Source organism: Winogradskya consettensis (genome assembly GCF_018332715.1).
Classification (GTDB): Bacteria; Actinomycetota; Actinomycetes; order Mycobacteriales; family Micromonosporaceae; genus Actinoplanes; species Actinoplanes consettensis.
The window spans coordinates 438,962-462,254 of the sequence record NZ_BOQP01000008.1; the positions used below are offsets into that span (position 1 = coordinate 438,962).

Annotated in this window: 25 protein-coding genes and 2 pseudogenes; 16 read left to right on the plus strand and 11 right to left on the minus strand. The window is 69.2% G+C overall.

From position 1 onward, the window contains the following. Positions 1–4: 4 nt before the first annotated feature. From Aco04nite_RS10545 to Aco04nite_RS10565, 5 genes are read left to right on the plus strand one after another with little or no spacing between them, the layout of a single operon-like run. A complete protein-coding gene (locus Aco04nite_RS10545) occupies positions 5–1,387 on the plus strand; it encodes an MFS transporter (protein ID WP_212997010.1) in 1,383 nt (460 codons plus the stop codon). A gap of 27 nt (positions 1,388–1,414) precedes the next feature. Further along, on the plus strand, positions 1,415–1,786 hold the full coding sequence (locus tag Aco04nite_RS10550) for a GntR family transcriptional regulator (protein WP_212997011.1): 372 nt from the start codon (positions 1,415–1,417) through the stop codon (positions 1,784–1,786). Then, complete coding sequence (locus Aco04nite_RS10555; RefSeq protein WP_244875872.1) at positions 1,786–2,184, plus strand: nuclear transport factor 2 family protein; 399 nt, start codon at positions 1,786–1,788, stop codon at positions 2,182–2,184. Before Aco04nite_RS10550 ends, Aco04nite_RS10555 begins: the two co-directional genes overlap by 1 nt. A gap of 55 nt (positions 2,185–2,239) precedes the next feature. After that, the gene (locus Aco04nite_RS10560) at positions 2,240–2,791 is read left to right on the plus strand and encodes a hypothetical protein (protein WP_212997012.1); all 552 of its coding nucleotides are present in this window, start codon (positions 2,240–2,242) and stop codon (positions 2,789–2,791) included. Between the two features lie 9 nt (positions 2,792–2,800). Further along, the gene (locus tag Aco04nite_RS10565; RefSeq protein ID WP_212997013.1) at positions 2,801–5,125 is read left to right on the plus strand and encodes a sensor histidine kinase; all 2,325 of its coding nucleotides are present in this window, start codon (positions 2,801–2,803) and stop codon (positions 5,123–5,125) included. A 164-nt stretch (positions 5,126–5,289) separates the two neighbouring features. Here the strand turns inward: Aco04nite_RS10565 and Aco04nite_RS10570 are convergent, their stop codons facing one another. Next, positions 5,290–5,982 carry a hypothetical protein gene (locus Aco04nite_RS10570; protein ID WP_212997014.1) on the minus strand — a complete coding sequence of 231 codons (693 nt, stop codon included), beginning with the start codon at positions 5,980–5,982 and terminating at the stop codon, positions 5,290–5,292. 247 nt (positions 5,983–6,229) lie between these two features. Here Aco04nite_RS10570 and Aco04nite_RS10575 point away from each other — a divergent pair, with 247 nt between their 5' ends. The 4 genes from Aco04nite_RS10575 (at position 6,230) to Aco04nite_RS10590 (ending at position 9,032) form a co-directional block, all read left to right on the plus strand. Further along, positions 6,230–6,673 (plus strand): helix-turn-helix transcriptional regulator, encoded by a 444-nt coding sequence (locus tag Aco04nite_RS10575; protein WP_244875873.1) that lies wholly within the window; start codon positions 6,230–6,232, stop codon positions 6,671–6,673. Positions 6,674–6,678: 5 nt separating this feature from the next. Then, positions 6,679–7,089 carry a VOC family protein gene (locus Aco04nite_RS10580; RefSeq protein ID WP_212997015.1) on the plus strand — a complete coding sequence of 137 codons (411 nt, stop codon included), beginning with the start codon at positions 6,679–6,681 and terminating at the stop codon, positions 7,087–7,089. A 59-nt stretch (positions 7,090–7,148) separates the two neighbouring features. Beyond that, positions 7,149–7,577 (plus strand): pantetheine-phosphate adenylyltransferase, encoded by a 429-nt coding sequence (gene coaD / locus Aco04nite_RS10585; protein WP_212997016.1) that lies wholly within the window; start codon positions 7,149–7,151, stop codon positions 7,575–7,577. Positions 7,578–8,081: 504 nt separating this feature from the next. Next, entirely contained in the window at positions 8,082–9,032 is a 951-nt protein-coding gene (locus Aco04nite_RS10590) for a tyrosine-type recombinase/integrase (protein ID WP_212997017.1), read from the plus strand. A 6-nt stretch (positions 9,033–9,038) separates the two neighbouring features. On the opposite strand, the gene Aco04nite_RS10595 is transcribed toward Aco04nite_RS10590, so the two are convergent. From Aco04nite_RS10595 to Aco04nite_RS10610, 4 genes are all read right to left on the minus strand, one after another. Beyond that, positions 9,039–9,860, minus strand: a complete 822-nt coding sequence (locus Aco04nite_RS10595) for an alpha/beta fold hydrolase (protein WP_212997018.1) — start codon at positions 9,858–9,860, stop codon at positions 9,039–9,041. Between the two features lie 14 nt (positions 9,861–9,874). Beyond that, the gene (locus Aco04nite_RS10600; RefSeq protein ID WP_212997019.1) at positions 9,875–10,294 is read right to left on the minus strand and encodes an organic hydroperoxide resistance protein; all 420 of its coding nucleotides are present in this window, start codon (positions 10,292–10,294) and stop codon (positions 9,875–9,877) included. A gap of 11 nt (positions 10,295–10,305) precedes the next feature. After that, positions 10,306–10,743 (minus strand): MarR family winged helix-turn-helix transcriptional regulator, encoded by a 438-nt coding sequence (locus tag Aco04nite_RS10605; protein WP_244875874.1) that lies wholly within the window; start codon positions 10,741–10,743, stop codon positions 10,306–10,308. Between the two features lie 306 nt (positions 10,744–11,049). Next, a complete protein-coding gene (locus tag Aco04nite_RS10610) occupies positions 11,050–11,631 on the minus strand; it encodes a TetR/AcrR family transcriptional regulator (RefSeq protein ID WP_212997020.1) in 582 nt (193 codons plus the stop codon). 75 nt (positions 11,632–11,706) lie between these two features. Here Aco04nite_RS10610 and Aco04nite_RS10615 point away from each other — a divergent pair, with 75 nt between their 5' ends. Then, entirely contained in the window at positions 11,707–12,378 is a 672-nt protein-coding gene (locus tag Aco04nite_RS10615; RefSeq protein WP_212997021.1) for a nitroreductase, read from the plus strand. On the opposite strand, the gene Aco04nite_RS10620 is transcribed toward Aco04nite_RS10615, so the two are convergent. Next, positions 12,375–13,157, minus strand: coding sequence for an endonuclease/exonuclease/phosphatase family protein (locus Aco04nite_RS10620; protein WP_212997022.1), 783 nt, complete (start codon positions 13,155–13,157; stop codon positions 12,375–12,377). The genes Aco04nite_RS10615 and Aco04nite_RS10620 overlap by 4 nt on opposite strands. A 142-nt stretch (positions 13,158–13,299) precedes the next feature. On the opposite strand from Aco04nite_RS10620, the gene Aco04nite_RS10625 reads away from it, so the two are divergent. After that, positions 13,300–13,767 (plus strand): heme-degrading domain-containing protein, encoded by a 468-nt coding sequence (locus tag Aco04nite_RS10625; protein ID WP_212997023.1) that lies wholly within the window; start codon positions 13,300–13,302, stop codon positions 13,765–13,767. Here Aco04nite_RS10625 and Aco04nite_RS10630 read toward each other — a convergent pair. Continuing rightward, a pseudogene (locus Aco04nite_RS10630) lies at positions 13,764–15,404 on the minus strand (GTP-binding protein); the annotation flags it as partial. The gene Aco04nite_RS10625 and the pseudogene Aco04nite_RS10630 sit on opposite strands and share 4 nt — an antisense overlap. Positions 15,405–15,533: 129 nt before the next feature. Here Aco04nite_RS10630 and Aco04nite_RS10635 point away from each other — a divergent pair. Beyond that, entirely contained in the window at positions 15,534–16,055 is a 522-nt protein-coding gene (locus Aco04nite_RS10635; protein WP_212997025.1) for a GNAT family N-acetyltransferase, read from the plus strand. Then, positions 16,052–16,822, plus strand: coding sequence for an aldo/keto reductase (locus Aco04nite_RS10640; protein WP_308161632.1), 771 nt, complete (start codon positions 16,052–16,054; stop codon positions 16,820–16,822). The genes Aco04nite_RS10635 and Aco04nite_RS10640 overlap by 4 nt, the downstream gene beginning before the upstream one ends. 2 nt (positions 16,823–16,824) lie before the next feature. Here the strand turns inward: Aco04nite_RS10640 and Aco04nite_RS10645 are convergent, their stop codons facing one another. The 4 genes from Aco04nite_RS10645 to Aco04nite_RS10660 all read right to left on the minus strand — a co-directional run bounded on the left by Aco04nite_RS10645 (position 16,825) and on the right by Aco04nite_RS10660 (position 20,866). Beyond that, the gene (locus Aco04nite_RS10645; RefSeq protein ID WP_212997026.1) at positions 16,825–17,811 is read right to left on the minus strand and encodes a quinone oxidoreductase family protein; all 987 of its coding nucleotides are present in this window, start codon (positions 17,809–17,811) and stop codon (positions 16,825–16,827) included. Further along, positions 17,808–18,149, minus strand: coding sequence for a DUF6204 family protein (locus tag Aco04nite_RS10650; protein ID WP_244875875.1), 342 nt, complete (start codon positions 18,147–18,149; stop codon positions 17,808–17,810). Before Aco04nite_RS10650 ends, Aco04nite_RS10645 begins: the two co-directional genes overlap by 4 nt. Positions 18,150–18,195: 46 nt before the next feature. Next, positions 18,196–19,815, minus strand: a complete 1,620-nt coding sequence (locus tag Aco04nite_RS10655; protein ID WP_244875876.1) for an alkaline phosphatase family protein — start codon at positions 19,813–19,815, stop codon at positions 18,196–18,198. A gap of 349 nt (positions 19,816–20,164) precedes the next feature. Continuing rightward, complete coding sequence (locus Aco04nite_RS10660; RefSeq protein WP_212997028.1) at positions 20,165–20,866, minus strand: DUF998 domain-containing protein; 702 nt, start codon at positions 20,864–20,866, stop codon at positions 20,165–20,167. A 985-nt stretch (positions 20,867–21,851) separates the two neighbouring features. Here Aco04nite_RS10660 and Aco04nite_RS10665 point away from each other — a divergent pair. The 3 genes and pseudogenes from Aco04nite_RS10665 to Aco04nite_RS10675 all read left to right on the plus strand — a co-directional run bounded on the left by Aco04nite_RS10665 (position 21,852) and on the right by Aco04nite_RS10675 (position 23,284). After that, positions 21,852–22,592, plus strand: a complete 741-nt coding sequence (locus Aco04nite_RS10665) for a tyrosine-type recombinase/integrase (RefSeq protein WP_212997029.1) — start codon at positions 21,852–21,854, stop codon at positions 22,590–22,592. Positions 22,593–22,635: 43 nt separating this feature from the next. Further along, a pseudogene (locus tag Aco04nite_RS10670) lies at positions 22,636–22,979 on the plus strand (DUF4158 domain-containing protein); the annotation flags it as partial. A gap of 50 nt (positions 22,980–23,029) precedes the next feature. After that, positions 23,030–23,284, plus strand: a complete 255-nt coding sequence (locus tag Aco04nite_RS10675; protein ID WP_212997030.1) for a hypothetical protein — start codon at positions 23,030–23,032, stop codon at positions 23,282–23,284. Positions 23,285–23,293 lie beyond the last annotated feature (9 nt).

A 23,293-nucleotide genomic window follows, 5' to 3' on the forward strand; every position in this document is an offset into this window, starting at 1 on the left:
CGGGATGACATCATCTGCGGCCATGACCGCAACCACCGCGCCGGACAGCACCCGGCGGGAACGCACCGGCTGGTACTTCTACGACTGGGCCAACTCGGCGTTCTCGACCACCGTCATCACGGTGTTCCTGGGCCCGTTCCTGACCACGGTCACGGAACTCGCCGCCGGCTGCGCACTGGGCGCGGACACCTGCGACGGCCGCGTGCACCCACTGGGCCTCAGCATCGCCGCGGGCTCGTACTTCCCATACCTCGTGTCACTGTCGGTGCTGCTGACCGTGTTCGTCCTGCCCGTCATGGGCGCGGTCGCCGACCGGGCACCCCGCAAGAAACCCCTGCTCGCCGCGACCGCGTTCACCGGCGCCGCCGCCACGATCGCCATCGCGTTCGTCACCGGGGACCGGTACCTGCTCGGCGGGCTGCTGTTCATCATCGCGAACGTGTCGTTCGGGGCGTCCGTGGTCGTCTACAACTCGTTCCTGCCCCGCCTGGCCGGCCCCGACGAACGCGACAAGGTCTCCAGCCGCGGCTGGGCCATCGGCTACCTCGGCGGCGGCGTGCTGCTCGCCCTGAACCTCGTCGCCGTGATCACCCTCAGCGTCGACGGCGACGACCAGCGCACCCTCGACCTGGCCCGCTGGTCCATCGTGTCCGCCGGCGTGTGGTGGGCGGCGTTCACCCTCATCCCGCTGCTCTGGCTGCGTGAACACCCCATCGGCGCCGTCTCCGCCGGCGGTAACGTCCTGACCGGCGGTTTCCGGCAACTCGGTCACACATTGCGCAGCTTGAAGGCGTACCCGCTGACATTGTTCTTCCTGGCCGCCTTCCTGGTCTACAACGACGGCATCCAGACCGTCATCTCCCTGGCCAGCCAGTACGGCACCGAAGAACTCCACCTGCCGCAGTCCACCCTGATCGTCACGATCCTGATCGTGCAGTTCCTCGCGTTCGGCGGTGCCCTGCTGCTGGGCCTGCTCGCCACCCGCATCGGCGCGAAGAACACCGTCCTGATCTCCCTGGGCCTGTGGCTGGTCGTCATCCTCGCCGCGTTCTGGCTCCCCGAAGGCATGTCCCTGCCGTTCATGGCCCTCGGCGCCGGCATCGGCCTGGTCATGGGTGGCAGCCAGGCCCTGAGCCGGTCCATGTTCAGCCAGCTCATCCCCGCCGGCCGCGAAGGCGAGTACTACGGCTTCTACGAGATCAGCGACAAAGGCACCAGCTGGCTCGGCCCCCTCGCGTTCGGCCTGGTCTACCAGCTCACCAACAGCTACCGCATCGGCATCGTGTCGCTCGTGGTCTTCTTCGTCGCCGGTGGCATCCTGCTCGCGATGGTCCCGCTGCGCCGGGCCGTCACCGCAGCCGGCAACACCCCGCCGCGCCTGCTCTGACCCACGACCCAGGAGCGCCGCACCCCCGTGGACATCACCATCGACCCGCAGTCCCCGACCCCACCCTACGAACAGGTCCGCCTGCGCATCGCCGCCCTGGCCGCCGAAGGCACCCTGCCCGCCGGCACCCGCCTGCCCCCGGTCCGCCACCTCGCCACCGACCTCAACCTCGCCGTCAACACCGTCGCCCGCGCCTACCGCGAACTCGAACAGGCCGGCCTCGTCGAAACCCGCGGCCGAGCCGGCACGCTGGTCACCGCCGCTGCCGCCCGCACCCCCGAAGCAGCCCGGAAAGCCGCCCACAGGTACGCCGAAACGACCCGTTCCCTCGGCCTCACCTCCCAACAGGCCCTCGACCTGGTCAAAGCCGCCCTGACCCAGTCACCGGGAGCCGCCTGATGCTGACCACCGACGACCGGCTCGCCATCCACGAACTCCTGGCCCTGCACGGCCACCTCATGGACGACGGCGCCTTCGACCAGCTCCCCACCCTGTTCACCGACGACATCACCTACGACGTGACCGCCTTCGGTGGCGGCGTCCTGACCGGCTTCGCGGCGATCACCGCGGCCGCCCTCACCCTCGGCGACCGCAACCCGGTCGCCCACCACGTCACCAACATCCGCGTCGAAACCACCCCCCACGGCACTATCCGAGCCCGCTCCAAAGGCCTCGGCATCACCACCGACGGCCTCTGCGGCAGCGTCACCTACGACGACACCCTCCGCCGAACCCCAGCCGGCTGGCGCATCTCCCACCGCACCGTCACCCCCCGCCGCACCCCACTCCACCCATGACCGCCATCCGGGAGCGCGCGGCCACCCGCGCAGCCCGACTGACCGAGGGGTGGAGATGCGCTACAACGCCAGGTTCACGGAGCTAGCCGGTGCGAGCCCGTGGGATCACGCATCCCACCGGGACCTGCCGGCTTCGTTCAGCCTCGCCGTCGACGAGGGCTGGACCCGCGACGACCGCGGAGCCTGGCTGCTGCGTCGCTTCCAGGCCGCGTACTCGGGCTCCCCGGAGGCCTTCACCGACCTCACCGGTTACGAGGCCGCCGTCAACGGACGCGGCATACCCGGCCTGGACCTCACCGGGCCATCGCGGAGCCGCGCGGCCGACCTTGCCCGCCGTGGAGTCGCTTTCTCCCTGGCGGCGCTCTACCGGCTCAATGAGGAGCACCCCGACCATCCGCCGGCCGTCGCCTACCTCACGATCAGCGCGGTCGACATGGACGACGAGGATGTCCACGTCGCTGACATCACCTTCGTGACCGTCCACGAGGGCGACCCCCCGTACGTGAAGGACCTCGAACAGGTCACCACCGGCGCGATCCTGGCAATCGACTCCGCGGAGTGCCGCAACCCGCTGCCACCTGCTCCACCTATCACAATTCGGGCGTAACATCCCTTCGTGAACTTTGCGCCGAAGCTGGTGGGCGAGCCGGAACTCGGCCGGATGGATCTGCGGACCGGGGGACTGTCACAGGCCGCAGCCGACCACCTGGCAGCCCTGACCGCGCAGGCCGCACAAGCACCCGCCGCCATGGTCCACCTCCTCGACGGGGAACAGCTACGGCTCGTCGGCGCCTGCGGACTGCCGTCACAATGGGCGGACGCACCCTCCGTACTCGTCACCTCCACGCTGGCCGGGCTGGTCATCGCGCAGGGGACACCCCTGGTCATCAGCGACGTCACCGCCGAAACCGCCAACACCGTCGTCGTACCCGCCGACGGGGGACGCGCCTACGTCGGATACCCCATCCGCGACGTCGAAGGCGCCGTCACCGGGGTATGCGCCGTCCTGGACCACCAGCCACGCCAATGGCTACCCGAACACCTCACCGCCGTCGACCTCGCCGCTCAGACCTGCACCGCCTTCGTCATCGAACAACGCTCCGCCGCACGCGCCGACGACGCACGACGACTGCTCGCCGCCCTGCTCGACAGCCTGCAGACCGGCGTAGCCGCCTGCGACGCCCACGGACGGCTCGTGTTCTCGAACAAAGCCAACGAAGACCTCAACGGCCGGCTACCCGGCGGCACCGACCTGCGCACCTGGAAACGACACCCCGCCGCCACACCACCACCCGCCGTGGCACCACTCATCCGCGCCCTGGCCGGCGAACGGCTCCACGACACCGAGATCCAAGTCGAACGACCACAACAACGACCGTCCATGCTGCTCGCCGACGCCCAGCCCATCACCAACGCCGCCGGCGACTCACTCGGCGCCGTGGTGACACTGCAGGACGTCACCCACCGGCACTCCGCCGCCATGCTCAAAGACTGCGAACTCACCATCCGCCGCCAACTCTCCGGCTCCGACACCAGCCCCGCCGACGAACTCCTGCTCGAAGCCATCGCCACCATCGGCCGGATGCTCGACTGGGCCGCCACCGAATTCTGGGCCATCGACGAGGTCGGCAACGTCCTGCGCCGCCACCTCACCTGGACCGACAACCACCACCTGCTGCCACCAGGGCTACCGGACCACCTCGACCACGGCCAAGGTACGCCCGGACGAGCCTGGCAGAGCTCCGAAGTCACCTGGGCCACCGACCTCATCACCGACCCCGACGCCCGCGCACAAGTCCTCGACTGGGGCAGCCTGCGCTCAGCGGTAGCCGTCCCCGTACCCATCGGATCCGTCACCCGCGGCGTCCTCGCCTGCTACAGCGCCTACACCGAACACCCCGACGACGTCCGCACCGCCGTCATGACCGGCATCGCCGCCCACATCGGCCAATTCCTCGAACGCCGCCGCGGCTGGGACCTCACCACCGAGCTGGGGCACAGCCGCGACGAATACATCGCCCTGGTCGGCCACGAGATCCGCACCCCACTGACCAGCATCGAGTCCTACACCGCACTCATGATCGACGACCCCGGCCTACCCGCCGACGACCGCGCCGACATGCTCCAGGTCGTCCAGCGCAACACCGGACGCCTGCACATCATCATCGACAAACTCCTCGACATCGCCGGCCTGCAGTCCGGCCACCTCACCATGGACATCCACCGCACCGACCTGACCACCATCGTGCAGAACGCCGCCGCCCGCCACGCCGCCACCGGCATCACCTTCGACGTCACCCTGCCCGGCGAAACGATCCTGTGGGGCGACCCCCACCGCCTCAACCAGGTCATCGACGAGCTGTTCACCAACGCCGCAGCCTGGGCCGACCACGGCAGCCGCATCACCGCCACCGTCACCACCGACGGGCCCATCACCCAGCTCACCGTCGCCAACACCGGCCAGATAATCCCCGCCGCCGAACGCGAACGGCTCTTCCAACGCTTCTTCCGCACCCAGCACGCCATCACCAACGCCGTCCCCGGCACCGGCCTCGGACTCTCCCTGGCCCGCACCATCATCGAACAACACGGCGGCACCATCACCGCCACCACCGACGACAACCCACCCGGCACCACCATCACCGTCCGGATCCCCACCGACCGAACCACCCACCGGCAAACGACCACCACCACCACCGCCACCGGCAAACGACCACCACCACCACCGCCACCGCCACTGAGCCCCGCTGACAAGCAGCCAAGCCCACCCAGCCCCCACCACCGAGCACCCACCGGCCGGCCCTCACTAGCCCAGCCCTCACTAGCCCAGCCCTCACTAGCAAGCGGCCGCCCTTACTGGCAAGAGGCCGACCTCGCTGAGTACCACCCGGCTGTGATCGTCGCCGGCCCCGGCGAGCCCTCCTCAAGCGGCCACCGCTGACCACCGGAAAGCCCGCCTGCCACGAGCCGGGCTTTCCCACAGCCGATCTCTCACAGCCGATCTCCCGCCACTGCATTCCGGCAGCCGCCATCACGCAGCCGCATGCTCACTCACGGCGGCATGCTTACGGCCGCATGCTCACAGCCCGGGGGAGAGGCCGGCCCTCAGCTCGCGTCGTTCAGCTCCTGCAACCGGGCCTCGATCTCCGCCAGCTCCGCCCGCAACCGCTCCGCCTGCTGCTCCGCCTCGGCACGCTCCGACGACACGATCTGCTCCACGGCCTCCTGCACACCCGGCACGTCGACCAGCGCGACCATCCGCATCGCCTCCGCCGGACGCACCACATAAGGCTTCGCCAACGCCTTCGAACCCTGATTCGCCGCGATCGTCCACTCACCATCGGTGTACGACAACGTCACCGTCAGGCCCGACGGCGGCTTCGGCTTAGCCGCCCGCGCCGGAGCCTTGGAACGCTGAGCCGGAGCCGGAGCCGGAACCGCAGGCTCCTCCGCCGCCTTGGGAGGAGCGGGAGGCGGCGAATCCAGCACGAACTCCGGCTCCACCTTCTCCGGCTCAACCGGCGCCGGGGGAGCGGCCACCTTCTTCACCGGACCCTTCGGCGCCACCTCCAGATCAGCCGGGGCGAACGGCAACTCGTCACGCCCGAACTTCACCACCACCCACTCATCGGACTCCGCCGGATCCGTCAGCGCCACCACCTGGCCCACCTGACCCGCGATCTGACCCGCCGACTCCGTGAACATCACCCGAGGCTTACGCCCCGCCGCCAGCCCGTCGCGGATCGCCTGCAACTCCTCCGTGCCCAGCCCTCGCACACCGGTCCGCGCCACCACCATCGATCAACCCTCCTCAGCATCGAACACATGTTCCAACGACGTAAGTTCTACCAGGCCCCACCGACAAAACCACCACCAACCCACCCAGTACCCGCCGGGGGAGCGCCCAAGATCCTCCCGCGCTCCCACCCACCCAGCAAAACCCGACACCCATCACTCCACCCGTACGCCCGCCACGCCCGCAACCACCACACAGCCCGCACCGCCGACTAGGCAACCACCCACCCCGTCGGGCACCCTGAACACCGTGAGCGACAGACCCGACCCGCACCTGCGCGAACTCGTCCTGCTGCGCCGCGTCCGGGACCGGATCGACCGCGACTACGCCCAACCCCTCGACGTCGAAGCACTCGCCCGCGGCGTACACCTCTCCGCAGGCCACCTCAGTCGCGAATTCCGCGCCGCCTACGGCGAATCGCCCTACAGCTACCTCATGACCCGCCGCATCGAACGCGCCATGACCCTGCTGCTACGCGGCGACATGTCCGTCACCGACACCTGCTTCGCCGTCGGCTGCTCCTCACTGGGCACCTTCAGCACCCGCTTCTCCGAACTCGTCGGCATGTCACCCAGCGCCTACCGCCGCCTGGCAGCGGGGGAGGGCAACGGCATCCCCGCCTGCGTCGCCAAACAAATCCGCCGACCGATCAGGAATCGAGAAGCGGGCCCCGCACGCCCCGACCTAGCCTGAAACCCATGAACCTCAACATCCACCAGACCTTCCTGTCCGCCGACGACCCCGACAAGGCCCTCACCTTCTACCGCGACACCCTCGGCTTCGAAGTACGCAACGACGTCGCCTACGGCGGCATGCGCTGGATCACCGTCGGCCCACCCGACCAGCCCCAGACCTCCATCGTCCTCGAACCCCCGGCGCTCGACCCCGGCCTCACCGACCCCGAACGCCGCACCATCCTCGAACTCATGGCCAAGGGCAGCTACGCCCGCATCGTCCTCGCCACCCCGGACCTCGACACCACCTTCGAAAAGATCCAGGCCAGCGGCGCCGACGTCGTCCAGGAACCCACCGACCAGCCGTACGGCATCCGCGACTGCGCCTTCCGCGACCCCGCCGGCAACCTCGTCCGCATCAACGAGGTCAAGTAACCCGCACCGGCGGGGGAGAGCCCCGCACCCGGACGCGCATCGGCGGATACCATCTGCCGATGCCGCGCAACCAGGTAGGCAACTCCCGAGCCGTCTACCCCGGAACGTTCGACCCGTTCACCGCCGGCCACCGTGACCTCGTCGACCGGGCGCGGCGCCTGTTCGACGACGTGACCATTCTGGTCGCGGTCAACAACGAAAAGCAGCCCACCAGCACGGGTACGCAACGCGCCCGGGACATCCGCGCCAGCCTCCCGGCGGACTGGGTAAACGTCACCGTCGTCGCCTGGAGCGGACTGACAGCGGCCTACTGCCGCCGGCACGGGGCGGCAGTGATCATCCGTGGCATCCGCAACGCCGGCGACGCGGAGCGCGAAATGCAGCTGGCGGCGATGAACGAGACCCTCGGCACGACGACCTTGTTCATGCCTGCCCGCGCCGAACTGACAAGAACATCCTCGACAGCAGTACGCGCCACAGCAACCTAGCCTTCACCAGCACCCGAAGATGCCCGAATTCTGCCCCAGACTGCCGCGTCTATCGTTGGTCGATAATGTACATTATGTAAACCTAAGCGTGGAGCGGGCCCGGAAGAGGACAAAAAACCATCACCTCACGGGCACGACTTCAGCCGCCACTCGGGACCACCGACCCGAATCTTCAGGAGAATCCGCCCCACAGAACTGCTCGTCCCCGGGTGCGGCCAACCACGCGGCGGCACGTAGGACGAGGCCGCAAGATCAGCTGACGCCCAGCCGTTGACCACCCGAAGCGTTCTTACGACCCCGAAGCCGCCATCCCACCTCGCCACGCACAGGCCTGGACAACCCGGCGGGCCTCCTACCCCGTCGCGAACAGCCTGGTGCCAACGGCGGCGTCGGCTGGACCGCCACGATCATCGCCCGCAGAACCAGCGCGCGATGGAAACGCCCACCTGGTCAGTATCGCCCCAGACCTGTTGATAACTGGCAAAGTGCTGCATAATATGCCTTATGCAGCACAGCGACGATATTGCGGTGGAGACACTGATCGGCGAGTTTCTCGGGGCTCGGGCTGTGCGGAAGCCGTCCGAGCACACGCTCCTCGCGTACCGTCGGGATCTGACTGCGGTTTTGCGCCTTGTCGGTGAGGATGTCACTCTGGGTGACCTCTCCCCCAAGGCGCTGCGGGCGGCGTTTGCGATCTTCGCCGGCGGCAGGGCCCCCTCCTCCGTGTCGCGGGCATGGTCGAGCTGGAACTCGTTCTTCGGGTTCCTGGTGGTCGAGGGTGTGCTCGCGGGTAATCCGATGTCGGCGGTGGGCAAGCCGAGGTTCATGGCGCCCTCCCCCAAGCCGTTGCGGGGTGAGGACACTCCGGAGCAGTTGCTCGAGGCGGTCAACCAGGTTGACGAGCGGCAGCGGGATCCGTGGCCCGAGCGGGACGTGATGGTGCTGGCCCTGGCGTTGTGTGCGGGGCTGCGGCTGTCGGAGTTGCTGTCGCTGCGGGCCGGGTCGTTCCTGGGGCGGCCCGGTGAGCGCCGGGTGGAGGTTGCCGGTAAGGGCGGGCGGCCGCGCAGTGTGCCGATCGAGCCGGAGCTCGATGTGGTGGTGGACCGCTATGTGGAGAGCCGGCGGGTGCGGTTCGGGCGGGTGCGTACGGATGAGATGTTGCTCGTGGATCGTAAGGGGCTGCCGTTGCGCCGGGGTGGGCTGCAGTATCTGGTGGAGTCCTGTTTCAAGCGGGCCGGGGTGTCGGACCGGGTGCCCCGGGGTGCGCAGTTGCATGCGTTGCGGCACACGTTCGCGACGCGGCTGGCGGAGGACGGGGCGAACGCGTCGGAGATCATGCGGTTGCTGGGGCATGCGTCGTTGACGACGTCGCAGGGGTACATCGAGGTGACGGCGGCACAGCAGCGCGCGGCTGTCCGGGCGAACCGGACGAACCGCGCGCTGGGGAAGCTGTAGTGCGGGTCAGCTGTTCAGGAAGCCGATCAGGGCTTCGTTGAATTCGCCGGGGTGTGAGGCGTTGATGCCGTGCGGGCCGTCCTTGATGACGTGGACCTGTGCCCCGGTGACGATCTCGGCGGTGATTTTGCCGCTGTTCTCGAAGGGCACGACGGCGTCGCTGTCGCCGTGGATGACCAGCGTCGGGATCCTGATCTTCTGCAGGTCGCCGCGGAAGTCGGTGCGTCCGAAGGCGGTGACGCAGTCCAGGGTGCCTTTCGCCGAGGCGACGTGGGCGAGTTCCTGGGCGTAGCGGACCTGGGCGTCGCTGACTTTGAGGGTGCTGCCGGCGGTGAAGAAGTTGGTGGCGAACCCGTCGACGAACGCGATGCGGTCCTGGTTGATGCCGTCCTGGAAGCCCTGGATGGTGGCGTCGTCGAGGGCGCCGTCCGGGTTGTCGGGGCCTTTGTGCAGGTAGGGCGGGACGGCGCCGGCGAAGACGGCTTTGGCGATCCGGTCGCTGCCGTAGTTGCCGAGGTAGCGGGCCACCTCTCCCCCGCCCATGGAGAAGCCGACGAGGGTGACGCCGGTGAGGTCGAGGTGGCGCAGCAGGGCGTCGAGGTCGGCGGCGAAGGTGTCGTAGTCGTAGCCGTCCCAGGGCTGGCTGCTCTTGCCGAAGCCGCGGCGGTCATACGTGATGACGCGTTTGCCGGCGGCGATGAGTGCGGGGATCTGGGCTTCCCAGCTGCGTCCGGACAGTGGCCAGCCGTGGATGAGCACGACGGGGTCGCCGGTGCCGAAGTCTTCGTAGTAGAGCTCGACGCCGTTGTTGACGCTCAGTGTGGGCATGGTGCTAGTGCCTTTCAGGCGAGGGCAAGCTTCACTTCGACGTTCCCACGGGTGGCGTTGCTGTAGGGGCAAACCTGGTGAGCTGCCTCGAGCAACTGCTGGGCGGTGGCTTCGTCGACGCTGGGGAGCTCGGCCTCGATGGTGATGTTCAGGCCGAATCCGCCCTGGCCGTTGGGGCCGATGCCGACGTCGACGGTGATCGCGGTGTCGGTGAGCTGGATCTTCTGCTTGCCGGCGACGAGCTTGAGGGCGCTGTGGAAGCAGGCGGCGTACCCGGCGGCGAAGAGCTGCTCGGGGTTGGTGAGGGCGCCGCCGGGGCCGCCCATCTCCTTCGGCACGGCCAGGTCGAGGTCGAGGACGCCGTCGCTGGAGCGGGTGTGTCCGCCCCGTCCGTCACCGGTGGCGGTCGCGGAGGCGGTGTAGACAGCGGTCATGGGGGTGCTCCTCAGAGGTTGCTGGCGGTTGCTGTGCCGCGGACGCGGCTGAGCAGGTGGTACAGGGTGGTGAAGTCCTCGACGCTGAGGTCGAGGGTGCAGGCGAGCCGTTCGGGCAGGTCGGCGAGTTGCTGTTCGAGCAGCATGCCTTCGGGGGTGGCCGACACCCAGACGGTGCGTTTGTCGTCCTCGCCGCGGGTGCGATGGACGAGGTTCTGGGCTTCGAGGCGTTTGAGCAGCGGCGAGAGGGTGCCGCTGTCGAGGTGCAGGGTGGCGCCGAGGTCGGTGACCTTGACGCTGCCGCGTTGCCAGATGACGCGCATGGCGACGTATTGCGGGTAGGTGATGCCTGCCGCGTCGAGGGCGGGCCGGTAGAGGCCCGTCATCGCGCGGGAGGCGGTGTAGAGCTCGAAGCAAAGCATCGCTTCTAGTCCGGTGGCCTCGTCCATAGGGAGAAAGGTAGTGCACAACTTAGTTGTGCACAATTAAATTGTGCACAACCTTTCGGTGAGAGAGCCCACAGGCGCCGGCCACGCGCGCCGGACGAAGCCGGCGCGAGCCGGACGCGAGCGCCGAGCGGGATGAGACCGGGGTGGGCGCCATGGCGGGTCTGCCGTCGAGGCTGCCCAGGGTGCCAAAGGTGACGCCAAGGGGGCACCGCGTCGGTGACTCTGGGGCGGGGATGCGGGCAGACCGCGTGCTCGCTGTGGCCCGGATGCGCCCAGCCGGTCAGGTGGCACGGTGGCTGGGGGCGGCTAGGTCCGTGGGGCGTGGTCGAGGAGGAGTTCGGCGGCGGCGCGGGCGTGGCGGGGGTAGGTGGGGTCGTTGAGGACCATGGCGCGGGTGGTGGCGCCGTCGGAGAGGGTGACCAGCTGCTCGGCCAGGGGGTGCGGGTCGGCGATGCCCAGGTCGGCGACGAGTTGGGTGACCAGGGTGAGCATGAGGCGCTTCTTGTCGCGGGCGAAGGTGTGGACGGGGCTGGACGGGTCGGGGTGTTCGGTGGCGGCCTGCAGGAAGGGGCAGCCGCGGACGATGCCGTCGGGCCAGCTCGGGGTGGTGAACATGGCGAGGAGGCGGTCGCGGGGTGGGACGTCGGGGCGGGCCAGGGTGTCGAGCATGGTCTGGCCGGAGTCCAGCAGGTAGTTGAGCTGGGCGATGACCAGGTCCTCTTTGGCCGGGAAGTGGGCGTAGAGGGTTCGTTTCGAGACGGGGGCAGCGGTGGCGATGTCTTCCATCGTGGTCGCGGCGATGCCCTGGGTGGCGAAGAGGCGCACTGCGGCGGTGAGTACGCGTTCGCGTCCGCCGCGTCCCGCTCGGTGTCCCGGTTCCTCAGCCATGTCCCAAGTATACGACGGCGTGTACTTCGGGTAGGGTCGCCGAGGTAAACGCCAACGTGTACTTGAGGAGTGGGTATGGCTCTGACCGAGGCAGCGGAACGGATCATCCGGGGGCGGCGGGCGACGCGGGCGTTTCTGGCGGAAGCGGTGCCGGAGGAGACGCTACGGGCCGTTTTCGAGCTGGCCGGGGCCGCGCCGTCGAACTCCAACGTGCAGCCGTGGCGGGTCGAGGTGGTCAGCGGGGCGGCGAAGGACCGGCTTGCCGACGCGCTGGTCGATGACGATGGCCGGGGGCGGCGCACGGTCGACTTCCCTTACAGCGAGGCCATCTACGGTCCGGAGCACCACCAGCGGCGGGCGGCGTTCGGCCAGGCCCTGTACGGCGCCCTCGGCATCGACCGCGACGCCCGCGAGATGCTGGCCGCCTACAACACGGCGAGCCTGCGGTTCTACGGGGCGCCGCACGTCGCGCTGCTGTTCGCCCCGGACTCCGGAGATCCCCGGCTGACCGCCGACGTCGGCATGTACGCGCAGACCCTGCTCCTGGCCATGCAGGCCCACGGCGTGGACAGCTGCCCGCAGGCGCTGCTGAGCTTCTACGCGGACACGGTGCGGGAGACGCTCGGTGTGTCAGGGGGCAAGCTGCTGCTCGGTGTGGCGTTCGGTTACGCCGATCCCGCGGCGAGGGTGAACACCGTGGCCGTGGGCCGTGAGCCCCTGGAGGAGACGACCCGCTTCCACCGCTAACCGTCGAGGTGGACGACCAGGGGGCGGTGGTCGGAGACGGCGACCGCAGGGGTGCGGACCTGGACGACGCGGCCGAGGGTGCCGGCGCCACGGGGGTCGGTGAGGATGTGGTCGAGCTGGGCTTTCGGGGCGGGGCTCGGGTAGGTGGCGTGACCCCGGGCGAGGCTGCGCCAGCCCGTGAACGCGCGGACCGGCCCGGACGGCATGTTGAGGTCACCCATCAGGATGCGGGGTGCCGGGAGCGTGCGCAGGGCCCGCACCGCGTGGCGTAACTGCCGGACATTCCAGCCGGGTACGAACGACAGGTGCGTGTTCGCGACCGTCATCGGCCCCGTGGGTGCGTCGATGACCGCGGCGATGAGGATGCGGGGTTCGTCCTTGAGCAGCAGCAGGCCGCCGTCGGGGCCGGGGACCCAGACCGGGGAGCGGATCGGGGCGGCGGGTAGCTGGGTGATCTGCCAGCGCAGGACCGGCCAGCGGCTGATCAGGGCGATGCCGTAGAGGGGGTGGTCGTTGTCGGCCTCGGATTTCCAGGGGTGCCAGGTCTCGCCCGGGGTGCCGACGACGGCGGCGGCGAAGCGGTGGGCGGGGGCGCCGAGGGCGTCGGCGGCGATGGCGGTGAGGTCGAGGTGGCCGCTGCGGGGCTGGGCGCGGTCCACCTCCTGCAGGCCCAGGATGTCGGCGTCGAGGTCGGCGACTGCCGCGGCGACCCGGTCGGCGTGTACGTTTCCGTCGGACAGGGACCTGCCGTGCAGCAGGTTGAAGGTGGCCAGGCGCACGGAAGTGACCTTAGCGCCGGGCGGGAGGGGGTGCTGTGTTCAAGGCGGTGTGCTGCTTGGTCGTGGTGTTTGTCATCCTCGGGTCGGCGGGAATCTGGCTGCGGCGTCGCCGGGGGATGTGATCATGGCCGAGAATGGGCGGATGAGCGACGACGATCTGATTACCCGGCTCGAGGAGCAGGAACGCCGGCTGGTGTTCACCCGGTTCGATCACGCCGACGCGTGGCATCTGGGGAGTCTGCTGGTGGATCTGGCGACCAGCCGGGACCTGCCGGTGGCGGTCGACATCCGGCGCGGGACGCAGCAGTTGTTCCACGCGGCGCTGCCGGGCAGCACCGCGGACAACGACCACTGGATCGTGCGCAAGGTGCGGGTCGTGGAGCGGTTCGGGGCGTCGTCGTTCCTGGTCGGGCGGCGTCTCGCGGCGAAGGGTGAGGCTCTGGACGCCAAGTACGGCGTGGACCCGGCCGACTTCGCGACCCACGGCGGAGCTTTCCCCGTACGTGTGGAGGGTGTGGGGGTGATCGGGGTGGTGACCGTGTCGGGTCTCCCCCAGGCCGACGACCATGCCCTGGTCGTGGAGGCCATCGAGACCTATCTGGAGGAGTAGCGGTCGAACGTCGCCTCCACGATGCCCTCGCCGTGGGTGAGGCCGGGTAGCCGGCGCCGCAGCTCCTGGACGCGGGCGGCGGGGAGTTCGGCGGACAGGGTGGCGCGGCGGCCCGGCACGTGGGTGTCCAGGACCGTCCCGCCGAGCCCGGCGAGGACCGGCAGCACCGCGGGGAGCGTGTCGGCGGGGAGTTCCAGCTCCAGGTGGTGCACGGGTTCGCAGACCCGGGTGCCGGCGCGGGCCAGCGCCGCGGCGAGAACCAGCCGGGTCAGCTGCCGGAAGTCCCCGGCGGTGCTGGACATGCTCTTGTCGAACGTGCCGTGCGAGTGACTCTGCCGGGCCAGGTAGCCGTTGCGGATCAGGGTGACCCGCGCGTCGAGGACCTGCCAGCCGTGCGGGCCTTCGGCGAGACCGTCGCGCACGGACTGCTCGACGGCGGTGAAGAACGCGGCGGGCATCGATCCGGGCTCGACCTCGATACCGAAGCCGCTGCCCGGTTCGACGCGCAGGCCGACGGTGGCGAGGAACGGACCGGCGCCGATGACCACGGTGTGCTCGCCGACGCCGGTGACCCGCTCGACGCTGATGATGCGGGGTTTCGAGAACCGCACGTGCAGGCCGTACTCCTCGGCCAGGGTTCCTGCGATGACTTCCTGCTGGACCTCGCCGTAGAGGGTGACCGACAGCGGGTCGCGGCGCAGCCCGATCAGCGGATCCTGCTCGGCGAGCTGGGTCAGCGCGGCGTAGACGGCACCACGGTCCTCGGCGACGACCACGGACTCCAGGGTCGGCGGCGGGAAGTACGCCGGGGCGTCGCCGGTGGTGTCGCCGAGCTGGTCACCCACCCGGACGGTGCGCAGCCCGCGGATCACAGCGATGTGCCCGGCGGTCGCGGACCGCACCACCCGATCGAGAACCCGCAGGCCGGTCACACGGCCCTGGGCGAGCCGGTCCCGCACGTGCAGCGTGCCGGCGTGAATCCTCGCGTACGCAATCCGCGCCCCATCCGACCGCCCCACCGCCGCCCTTGACCGGACTGAAGGCCCCACCCCTGCTCGCTCGATCTTGAACACGCGGGCGTTCAGGGGTGCGTCGCTCTGCTCAGGGGCGTACGGAAGCAGGGTCGTGATCGCGTGGGTGAGTCCGTCGATGCCGTCACCGGTGATCGCGGATCCGCACAGCACCGGCCTGTCCCACAGCTCGGTGAGCTGCGCGCGGACCTCGCCGGGGCGGGCACCGCGGCGGTCGGTCTTGTTGATGAAGAACAACGTCGGCAACCCCAGCCGGCGCAGCGTGCGCAGCAGGACATGGGTGTGCGCCTGGATGCCTTCGACGGCGGAGACGACCAGGATCGCGCCGTCGAGGACCGACAGGGCCCGTTCGACCTCGGCGATGAAATCCGGGTGCCCCGGGGTGTCGATCAGGTTGACGGTGACGCCGGGCAGCCGGAACGACGCGACCGCCGCACGGATCGTGATGCCACGGCGGCGTTCCATCTCCAGGGAGTCGGTGCGGGTGCTGCCCGCGTCGACGCTGCCGAGAACGCCGAGCTCACCCGCGTCGAACAGCAGGCGCTCGGTCAGGCTGGTCTTACCAGCGTCGACGTGGGCGAGAATACCGAGATTGAGCAATGCCACGAACAGAGTCCTTCGACGAGACCGGCAGGGCGGGAAGGAACTCAGTCGCGGTACGCATACGGCCATCCTGGACCCGGGCAGGTGCGACGGTCCACCGAATAAACCGCCCGGAGCGTACGATTCCCGGTCGTGTCCACAACCCCTGAACCGTCCGGCGGGCTCACCCTGCGCCCGTGGCACGACAACGACGCGGCCGCGCTGGTCGCGGTCGCCGACGACCCCGCCCTGCACCGCTGGACCGGGATGCGCGCCGGCGACACCACCGAGGCGTTGCGGTGGCTGGCCGTGCAGCACGCCGGGCTCGCCGACGGCAGCCGCTACACGTTCGCCGTCGTCGACGACGGGCAGCACCTGCTCGGCCATGTCGTCCTCAAACGCGGGGAACGCCCGGAGAACCTCGCCGAGGTCGGCTACTGGGTCGCGGCACCCGCCCGGGGCCGGGGCGTCGCCCCACGAGCGGTCACGATCCTCACGGGATGGTCGTTCACGCGGTTCCCCGAACTGACCCGCGTCGAGCTCAGACATCAGAGCGACAACACGGCGTCGTGCCGGGTTGCGGTCAAATGCGGCTACGCGTACGAGGCCACGCTCGCCGCCGCCCATCCGTACCCGCAGACCGGGCATCTGCACGCCCTGGAGAGGACACTGTGACGACTACCGCCGACGCAGCCGGGACCGCGCCCCTGGGAGACCGCGTCGTCAACCGCATGGGCTTCGGGACGATGCGGATCACCGCGAACCCGGACCGTGACCTGGCGATCCGGGTCGTGCGCCGGGCCTACGAGCTGGGCGTCAACCACTTCGACACGGCCGCGTTCTACGTGTCACCCGGCGGGACGCTGGGGGTCGGGACCGGGGAGAAGCGGTATGCCGCGGAGCTTCTGCGGGCCGCGCTCAGCCCGTACCCCTCAGAGATCGTCATCGCGACCAAGGTCGGAACCCGCGGCCAGAAGCCCCTGAGGGAGCGCATCGAAGCGAACCTGCAGTTACTCGGGGTTGACCGCCTCGACGTGGTGAACCTGCGTCTCGCCGACAACGCGGGCTCCCTCGCCGAGCCGTTCGCCGAGCTCGCCCGGCTTCGCGACGAAGGCCTGATCCGGGACCTGGGGATCTCGAACGTGACCGTCGCGCAGCTCGACGAGGCGCAGACCATCGCGCCCGTGGTGTGCGTGCAGAACGCGTTCGGCGTGGACTACCCGGACCGTACGCTGCTCGACGCCTGCGGTCAGCGACAGATCGCGTTCGTGCCGTTCTTCTCCCTCGCCGGCACCGACCGCGAGAAAGGCACCCCGGCCACGGTGCGCGACCATCAACAGCGGCTCGCGTGGACGCTGCACCAGGGACCGCACGTCCTCGCGATCCCCGGCACCGGCAGCGTCGAGCACCTGGAACAGAACATCGCCGCCGGCGCGATGTGACGTCAGCGGACCCGCAGGACCAGCTTGCCGCGGTTCACTCCCGCGGCGAGCTGGTCGAGTGCGACCTTTGCGTCGGCGAGTGCCACCTCACCGGTGACGTCGATGCGTACCGCGCCGGTCCGGACGAGATCGAGGCCGGCCTGACCGAAACGGGACACGAGGTGCGGCGCGTGCCGGACGAGGTGGCCGATGTTGAAACCGCCGACCATCCGGTTGTTCTTCCACAACGGCTGGACGGGCAGGACCAGATCGGGGTGGCTGCCCGCGTCACCGAAGGCCACCAGCCGGCCGAACGGCCCCAGCAGATCAATGCCAGCCGCCCGGGCAGCGCCACCCACCGGATCGAGCACCACGTCGACGCCGGCCCCGCCGAGCAGGTCGCTGACCGCGCCGGGAAAGGCGTCACGGACCACGACGTGGTCGTAGCCGAACGTACGGGCGTACTCCACTTTCGCCGCCGAACCGACCGTGCCGATGACCATGCCGGCGCCGAGGGCACGTGCGATCTGGGCCGCCGCGGTTCCCACTCCTCCGGCGGCGGCATGAATGAGGACGGTTTCGCCGGGCTGCAGACGGCCGCTGCCGGCAAGCGCCCCGTACGCCGTCGTCAGAACCGTCGGCGCCGCCGCAGCGGTGTCCAGGCTCAGACCCTCGGCGGTGTACGTGAACGCAGCCGGTGCGACGGCGTACTCGGCGTACCCGCCGAAGCCCGGCAGGTACGCGGTCACCGCCTGCCCTTCGGCGAAACCGGTGACCCCGTCGCCGAGCGCTGCGACCCGGCCGGCCGCTTCCAGGCCGGGGATTTCACCGTCGGCGTCGGCCCGCCCGAAGTCACCGCGCCAGTGCTGAAGCTCGGCGAAGTTCACTCCGGCGTACGCGACCTCGATGAGCACCTCATTCGGCCCGGGCTGCGGGACCGGCCGATCGAAGACGGTGAACTGCCCACCGTTGGTGGTGAACCCGACCGCCCGCATCGCCGGTGTTGTCACGCGATCTCCCGGCGACCGCGAGGACCCAGCGGGACCAGTGACATGTCCGTGGTCTGCGACGTCAGATTTTTGTACGCATAACCGCGAGCGGTCATCCACTGCGCGGCCGCGGTCTCGGCGGCGGCAGTCACCTTCACGATGTCGCTGTCCTGCTCGGCGGTGCCCTCGTAGCGGAAGGTAAAGAACGGCCGGGTCGCGATGTCGTACGTCAGCGACCCGGCCGCGGTGAACGCCGCGAACGCCACATCGTGCTGCGCAGCGTCTTTCAGCAGCGCAGCGCGCTGGTCGGCGGTCAGCGCGTCGAACGCGCCCTTGACGGTCACCCGGATCGTTTTCACGCAGCCATCGTCCCAGGCCGCGCCACCGGTTTTCTGACCGCTTTGCTTACCGCGGTGGGGACAGGGGGCGGGTCTCGTCACCCGTCGGGCCGAACGCGGTCAGGAAGCGGTCGCGGAACTCCGCCATCGGCCACACCGGCGCGGCGGGCTGCGGCTCCAGGCCGTCGGTCCAGCCCCAGTCGCTGACACGGTCGAGGACCTTCGGGTCGTGGGCGACGATCGTGATCGGCACGTCATGGCTGGCACCCTCACCCACCACGATCGGGGCGGGCTGATGGTCGCCGAGGAACACCAGGACCAGGTTGTCGTCGCCGTACTTCTGCACCCACGACATCAGCGCCCCGACCGAGTACACGATCGACTTGGCGTACTCGGCGCGGATCAGGTCCTTGTCCTTCCACACCTCACCGGTCGTCTTCGCCTGCGCCTTCTGCTGCGTGTACACCGAGCCGTCGCCGACCTGGTCCCAGCCGATCATCGACGGGATCGGCGCCCACGGCGTGTGACTCGACACGAACGTCATCTCGGCCATCAGCGGACCCCGGCCCGGTTTGGCGTACTCCTGATCGGTGAACGACTTCAGCGTGAACTGGTCCGGCATCGTCGCCCACGAGAACGCCGGCCCGTGATAACCCAGGGTGTGCGAGTCGTACACCTGGTCGTAGCCGTAGAAGGTGCCCTCCGGCCACGCGTACGTGACACCCGGCTCGACACCGACCGTACGCCACGCCCCGGTCTTCTTGAACGCGCTGGTCAGCGTCAGCCGGTCCCCCGACACCAGACTCCGGTAGCGCTGCTGGTTCCCGATCGTCACCCCCGACTGGAACGTCGAATGCGCCAGCCAGCTCCCACCACCGGCCGTCGGTGAGGTCAGGAACCCGGACTTCGCCGCGAACCCGCGGGTCTTCAGATCCGCGGTCCCCTTCGTCAGCGCCGCGTGCACGACCGTGTCGAGTGTCGGGTCCTGCACCGCGGAGCGCCCGTAGCTCTCGATGAACGTGAACACCACGTCCTTGCCCCGCAACCCGGTCAGCAACTGATCCGCCGCGGTGTCCTTGAACGCGTCGGTCGCCGCCTCGTCCGCGAACGCCTTCTTGTCCCGGATCGCCGCCGGCACCGTCCCGATCCCGTCGCGTGCCAGCGTCACCGCACTGTCGGACGCGACATACACCCCCGGCACGAACGAGGTCCCCAGCAACGCCACCGCCACCCACACGACCGCCCCGCCGGCCAACCCCCTGCGCGAGGCCGTCTCATGCCGCCCCGCGACGGCGGCCAACCGCCTTACTGCCAAAACCATGCCTATGAGTACGCCCAGAGCAACCAGAACCGCACCGGCCGCCGCCCCGACAGCCCCCAGCTCACCGAACGAGTCCTGCACGAACCGGTACCCGTCGGCGAACAACGGCCAGTCCAGCACCGGGTCGAACGCCCGCGCCAGCACCGCGAAGAACCCGATGTCGATCACCTTGAGCACGGTCAGCAGCCCCAGCACACCCCCGAGCACCCCCGCCACGATCATCCGCGGCCGCCTCGGCAGCACCAGCAGCACCGCGAACGCGACCAGCCCCTCGATCGGCACCCGCACGAACGCCCGCCACACCGGCGTCCCCGCCGGCAACCGGGTCACCTGATCCGGGACAACAAGGGCAAGGAACACAATCACGGCGGCGAACCCGGTGAGGGCCCACCCTGCGGCACGACGCTTGCGAGACAAAACGGGAGATCCTTAGACGAGACGACGGCGAAAGCCAGGAGGCTACTCCTGCTGTCTGGACACGCCTCCCGGCCACATCCGGTTCATTACTTTCCCCACGTACCAGCGTGGGTCCATGAACCTCCGCCGCGCTGGCCGCCGCGGTCCAGGCCGACTCCTTCGACGCCGCACCGGCACCGAAACCCCCGAACACCACCGGCGACCTGCGCATGCTCTGCTACCTGCAGGGCCAGGACCGTACGCACACCCACCTGATCGCCCTGGCCCACAACGCCGGCCGCCGCCGAGCGTTGCCTGCTCAGCTTCCAGCCCGCTTGATCATCGACACTCCCGCACACAGCAACCCGATCAGGAACGGCTCCGCGGCCCCCCGCTCGATCAGCCCGATGATCCCGACCGGACTCTCACCCCCGGCCATGATCGCGGTCAGATACAACACCGTCGACACCAGCCCCACCACCCCGGCCACCACCAGCCCCCGCCCGGCAGCACGCGACACCCCCACCCGCCGCCACGCCCTCCCGAGCACCACGGCCAGCACATTCGCACCGGTGAACCCCGCGAACGCCCCCATGCTGTGATACTCCCCGGTCCCGTCGGTCAACGCCTCCCCGGACCCATGGAACAACGAGAGCAGCACCCCACCGACGGCCAGCATCCCCGCAGGAACAAGCACCGCCCACCGCCGCGCGCCGCTGAGCCCGCGAAGCATCGCCACCCCGGCAAAAATGACGATCCCGAACAGGAAGAACCCGGTATTCATCACCCACGCCAGCGGCGAGTACATGTACTGCCCGAACAACGTCGACGGCCCGTGCACCCCCAGATCACTGATGAAGTGGTGGGTGTAGCTGTACCCCGGATCCGTCCACGCCGCCGCAGCAACAAACTCCGCACCCAGATAGATCCCAGGCCCCGCAACGAGCAACGCCGCTGTGGCCCGCCGCTGCTCAGGCTGGTGTGCCGCGGGAACGCGGGCTTCTGATTCAGTATCGGTCATCGGGATGCCTCCGTAGTCAGCTCGGTCGATAGCGCTTCAGCGACCAAAGACTGAGCCGCAACACTGACAGCCCACTGACACGACGCTGATAGGCCTGCCGGGCCCGCTATCAGGCCTGCGCAGCTACGGCGTCCGCCCGATCCGGCACCCGCATGTGGTCAGAACCCTGGCCCTCAGCGCGCCGAGCAGGTTCTCGTCGTCCCACCGTGACCTGCACCGGCAAGGCCGCCGTCGCTGGGTTGGCGGCGGTGCGCCCTTCATCCAGCGTCGCCGGACCAGCTGGTCAAGGATCCGGCACACGGCACCGACAGCCGTGCCGATGCTGCGGGTGCGGGGGCGGGTCGCGTCGTTCAGCTTGATGACCGGCTTCCCTCAGCGGCGTTCTCTCAGGATTTCGGTACAACCGGTCGGCCGGCCTCGTAGGAACTTCCCGCGGCATCGATCGAGCCCTGATTACTGTATTGCTATTACCGGCAATCCAATAAATCAAAAACGGACAAATCTAGCTCCGCCCATAATCCCGCTTATGTTGTATCCGCACGTGTATCAGGCCGTCAGAGGTACGAGACCGCTTGTCCTGGCCCGCTGGACCTGATGCGGCAAGCTGCAGGTGATGCGCTGGTCCGGTGAACCTGATTCCGGACCGGTGAATCTGATGCAGCACGTTGGCTCTGGTTCCTGGGGGCCGCGCTGGGTCGAAGCATCTGCACAGCTTCTTCACCAACCTGACGGATCTTTCGTGTTGGGTAGATGAATGACTCAGCACACCGAGGCGTCCGCCGCTGTCCTGGCTCCGCCTATCTGGCGAAGGCTCTGCGTAACTGGCGAAAGCTCCGAGAATCTGGCGGACGGCTCTGGCTATCTGGCAAGTCGACGAGTTGAGGTGCTTGGAAGGCTGACTTAAGGAGCGGGGCCGGGGTTGGCTCGGCTGATTCCCGTGATTGAGAATCCCGGCGAGCCAGACACAAGCGATCCTCACGTCCCGGTGCTCCCGGACGACTTCGAAGCCGGTGCGGTGGAGTTGTCGGCGAATACCCGCGACCGGCTGCGCCGGGCCATGCCGGAGAGCACCCGCCGCGCCTACACCGGCGACCTGCGCCGGTTCCTCTCCTGGAGCGCCGACCGCAAGCTGCTCGCCGCGACGGTGTTCACCGACGACGAACGACTCGCGGACGGGATGCAGCACCTGCTCGAGCGGCACGGCGATCTGCACGTGATCGTCACCGAGTACGTCAGCGCCCTGGCCGACCTCGGCCGTGCCCCGGCCACCGTCGAACGCGCGCTCGCCGCGATCACCACCGCACACCGGGCCGCCGGCGCTGGCGGTTTGCGCACGGATGGGCCGCGGCAGGTGCTGCGCAGCTACCGCCGGGACCGGGCCAGCACGGGCGCGGGGGTACGGGTCCGCAAGACCGCCCCGGTCACCATCGCCGCGCTACCCGCCATGACCGACGCCCTGGACCGCAACAGCCTGGTCGGGATCCGCGACACCGCGCTGCTGATACTTGGTTTCGCGCTCGGCGCCCGGCGCAGCGAACTGGCCGCCCTCGACATCACCGACCTGACCTTCACCGCCGAAGGCGTACAGGTCGAGGTCCGGACCTCGAAGACCGACCGGGACTCACACGGCCGCACCGCTGCCCTGCCGTATTGGGGCGCCCGTAGCTTCCAGCGAAAAAGCAACGCTAAGGATCTGGCGTTGAATCTTGGTCTGACCGGCCCGTAACCTGCCGCCCGTTTGGTGACGGTCGATGGCAGGGTGGTGGTTCATGGCGACTCGGGATGTGTTCTCGAGGACGAGATGGCACGGTTGAGGTCGTTCCCGGAGATCGGCCGGGTGGAGTTGATTCGGCATTTCACGCTCACGGACGCGGACGAGGCGTTCCTGCGTAAGTTCCGGACGGGCCGCAACCTGTTCGGCGCGGCGGTCCAGCTGTGCGCGTTGCCGTGGCTGGGTTACGTCCCGGATGACGTGAGCTCGGCGCCGGCCGCCGCGGTCGGCCGGTTGTCACAGTGCCTGGGCGTGCCGATGGGCGAGCTGCGCGACTACGGCGCACGCAGCCAGACCCGTACCGATCATCTGCGGGAGATCGCCGCGTACGCGGGGTGGCGCTGCGCCGCCGGCACCATGAGCAGCAGTCCGAGCAGATGTGGTGCCTGACCGTGGCGACCAACGCGATCGTGTGCTGGTCGACCGGATACCACGGCCTGGGCGTCGGTATGGGTACCGATGCCGGTGGCCGGGCCGGGCCGGACATGGGATTGGGCTCCTTGCGCGTGCTGGTACGGGGTTACGCGGTGAAGCGTCGCTGGAGGGTCTGGCAGATGAAGGCCGCGAGGGCGACGATGGCGCTGGCCGCCACCAGGGCGGCGATGCCGGGGATCGGGTGCAGCGCCGGTTCCGTTGAGCTCGTCTGAGGGCGTGGC

What these genes read in the sequence shown, in the direction of transcription:
- Aco04nite_RS10555 (WP_244875872.1), top strand. Translation starts at nt 1,786, where the DNA reads ATGCTGACCACCGACGACCGGCTCGCCATCCACGAACTCCTGGCCCTG.
- Aco04nite_RS10545 (WP_212997010.1), top strand. Translation starts at nt 5, where the DNA reads ATGACATCATCTGCGGCCATGACCGCAACCACCGCGCCGGACAGCACC.
- Aco04nite_RS10610 (WP_212997020.1), bottom strand. Translation starts at nt 11,631, where the DNA reads ATGGCTGAGGAACCGGGACACCGAGCGGGACGCGGCGGACGCGAACGC.
- Aco04nite_RS10580 (WP_212997015.1), top strand. Translation starts at nt 6,679, where the DNA reads ATGAACCTCAACATCCACCAGACCTTCCTGTCCGCCGACGACCCCGAC.
- Aco04nite_RS10615 (WP_212997021.1), top strand. Translation starts at nt 11,707, where the DNA reads ATGGCTCTGACCGAGGCAGCGGAACGGATCATCCGGGGGCGGCGGGCG.
- Aco04nite_RS10660 (WP_212997028.1), bottom strand. Translation starts at nt 20,866, where the DNA reads ATGACCGATACTGAATCAGAAGCCCGCGTTCCCGCGGCACACCAGCCT.
- Aco04nite_RS10570 (WP_212997014.1), bottom strand. Translation starts at nt 5,982, where the DNA reads ATGGTGGTGGCGCGGACCGGTGTGCGAGGGCTGGGCACGGAGGAGTTG.
- coaD (WP_212997016.1), top strand. Translation starts at nt 7,149, where the DNA reads ATGCCGCGCAACCAGGTAGGCAACTCCCGAGCCGTCTACCCCGGAACG.
- Aco04nite_RS10560 (WP_212997012.1), top strand. Translation starts at nt 2,240, where the DNA reads ATGCGCTACAACGCCAGGTTCACGGAGCTAGCCGGTGCGAGCCCGTGG.
- Aco04nite_RS10605 (WP_244875874.1), bottom strand. Translation starts at nt 10,743, where the DNA reads ATGGACGAGGCCACCGGACTAGAAGCGATGCTTTGCTTCGAGCTCTAC.
- Aco04nite_RS10625 (WP_212997023.1), top strand. Translation starts at nt 13,300, where the DNA reads ATGAGCGACGACGATCTGATTACCCGGCTCGAGGAGCAGGAACGCCGG.
- Aco04nite_RS10595 (WP_212997018.1), bottom strand. Translation starts at nt 9,860, where the DNA reads ATGCCCACACTGAGCGTCAACAACGGCGTCGAGCTCTACTACGAAGAC.
- Aco04nite_RS10590 (WP_212997017.1), top strand. Translation starts at nt 8,082, where the DNA reads ATGCAGCACAGCGACGATATTGCGGTGGAGACACTGATCGGCGAGTTT.
- Aco04nite_RS10600 (WP_212997019.1), bottom strand. Translation starts at nt 10,294, where the DNA reads ATGACCGCTGTCTACACCGCCTCCGCGACCGCCACCGGTGACGGACGG.